2 protein-coding genes are annotated in these 2,485 nt (G+C 37.4%); both read right to left on the bottom strand.

The features are described from left to right. Positions 1-691: 691 nt before the first annotated feature. A complete protein-coding gene (locus FH508_RS23905) occupies positions 692-1,597 on the bottom strand; it encodes a rolling circle replication-associated protein (protein WP_139847300.1) in 906 nt (301 codons plus the stop codon). 609 nt (positions 1,598-2,206) lie between these two features. Then, complete coding sequence (locus tag FH508_RS23900) at positions 2,207-2,410, bottom strand: hypothetical protein (RefSeq protein WP_139847299.1); 204 nt, start codon at positions 2,408-2,410, stop codon at positions 2,207-2,209. Positions 2,411-2,485 lie beyond the last annotated feature (75 nt).

Genomic DNA, 2,485 nt, shown 5'->3' with positions numbered 1-2,485 from the left:
ATATTTAATGAAATTTGTACACACATTTTTTCAAACATTTATCTGCAGGTTACTTGCAGATAAAAAAACAGCCGTATCCTTACTCTCACAATGAATACAAGCATTTTTGTCTGTATTTTCTGCTGGGGTAGTACTGGCCCCCAGCAATACATACAAACACTGAAAAGGAACGTTTTTAGTGTTTGATTTTTATTACTCTTTACGTGTCAAAAAAGTGGTTTTTTTGACAAGCAAAAATGTCCAACAAACCATGTTGTAGCAAGGTTTCGTTTAAAAAACGTACTCCTGTTTCATGGGGCGGGTTACATAGACGCCCTGAACTCTTTTAAAATTGCCCATAATAGGTGTTATGAGCAATAAAAGGGACTGTGATTTCGTAATTACTTACCAAGGGTGACGGTGATTCCGTAATATATACCAATAAGCCTGGCACGATCGATGCACACGCGCGGTTCCCTCTCCGACGGGCCCCTCCCGCGCATACACATTCGAACGTGCCAGCATTAACGTATTCCATTACGTTGAAGGTATCTAAATGTTTTCCTTTAGTTAAGTATGTTTCGTAAATTTTAATAGCTTTAAAAAGCCTTCTAATAGCCTTAAAAGTGATTTTTTAATATCTCTTTGTAAATTCGCATAACAAAAAACCCCCTCAAATTAGAGGGGGAACATCTTTTCTCGGTTTATGAAATTAGCGTTTTAGGTTATACTGTTCTTTAATTAAGGTGTTACGGAAATCTTTTTCGTTGTCAATTAGTTCTACACCATATTTGAAGTTTGGAGTTGCTGCTCCAAGCTTTTTTTGTGCATTTTTATAACTCATCTTTTCTTTTTCCGCCTCTACTATACCTTTAGATTTTCTGTATATATTTACTCCGGTTGGATAAAACACAAGCCGAGCACCTTTCATAAACTTTTTCTTTTGCCCAGAAACTTCTTTTTCAACTAAATCGGGATGTCCTTCTAACATCTTGGCATTATCCTCTGGAATCTCTATATCCGCTAAATAAGCAGACAAATAAGCTCCTATATTATCGACACCCTGTAAAGATTGCACCGTAACAAATCCATTGCCCCATAGTTTAGCCAGTTCAGTATTCGGAATATAAATATTCTCTAAATCGTTAAACCGCAGCAAAACGTGCATATGAAAGTTACCAGTAGCATGTGGTTCAAGTACATTTATGTAATCAATCGTAGTTGTCTTTTTGTACTTGTATTTCAAGCGTTTCATAAAGTTTTTAAAATCTTCATAAACCCTTTTTGTATCATTCGTTTGAAGTTCGCCTCTATAAGTCAGGGTTACAAACAATTCTTGTGGTGATCCAGTGAAATTAGTGTTAATTAATTCCCTCAATCTGTTGAATGTTTTCCGCAATGAGTTTTCACCTTGACCCCTGTTATCGGTGCGTTCAAATGCTCTTATCTCTCCAGTTTCCAAATCTATATAGCGTTCAGAATCTAACTTCCGTATATGAGCCTTCGTATTCACCTTCTCAAGGTACTGAATCTCTACAATGTGTTTCATTGTCGTTACTTTTACAACAGCTTCAGGACTAATCCCTTGTTCTTCGGGAGCCAGTAGCCGTTTCTCCATGCAGTCCTCCTTTTTCGCCTAATGTTGAATCTAAATCAAGTTAATAAGAGCACTGGAAAAATCGGAGTATTTATTAGCCTCTAAATTACCAAACCTCTATCAACCGCAGATAGTACAAAACCTAAATCAAGTATCTCATAAATTGGCAAGTCTCGACACCCCACTAATACCCTCGGGTCCATGCCTATCTTTTTCACCAAAACATGGCGACTAAGAATAATTGTTTGATTAAATGCCACCAAGCACACTCTGTATAGGTCTGTACCTTCTTCTCTACTATAACTCACTGTAAACATATAAAACTCCTCCGTTTCATGTAAATGGTTGTTAATGCAAGGGTTGACCATTGTATTATTGTTTCCCATCCAGCCGTCCGTCGACGTTGTCGGCGGGCGGACTGGATTGGGAAATCAATTAATATAATCGGGCAATCCCACTACATGGAACATTCCAGTTGTCATTGACACGGAAGAACCTTTTTCATGGTTTTAACGAGCCAGGAACCACCTTGATAAAAAGTAGGTGGCTCGCCAGCAGTCAGCTTACCATGAAAAATTCCATGTCAATGATTCGCTTCGCCAACTTCCATGATCCATTCCGTTAATCTTTTTATAACTCCAGCACTTCTTGTATCTTTTTTGTAATCATTTCTTTTCGTTCTTTAGCTGTAAACTCTTGTGCAGCCAATTCACTAATACCACGTTCAACAATTTCCGTATCAGTAACGCCTATCTTTTCAGCAAGAGCCTCTAAAAAAGCAATGCTTTCAACACTCATACGAAAATGTTTTGATTTCCTATTCAGCTTCGACATTATTAACCTCCTTCTAAATATCATTATAAAACGTACACACAAATTTGTAAACACGTTTATTGCAAATACATGGAA

It is taken from the genome of Lysinibacillus sp. CD3-6 (genome assembly GCF_006351725.2).
Taxonomy (GTDB): Bacteria; Bacillota; Bacilli; order Bacillales_A; family Planococcaceae; genus Lysinibacillus.
The sequence above is the reverse complement of the archived record's forward strand: the minus strand, read 5'-3'. Positions and strand labels throughout refer to the sequence as shown.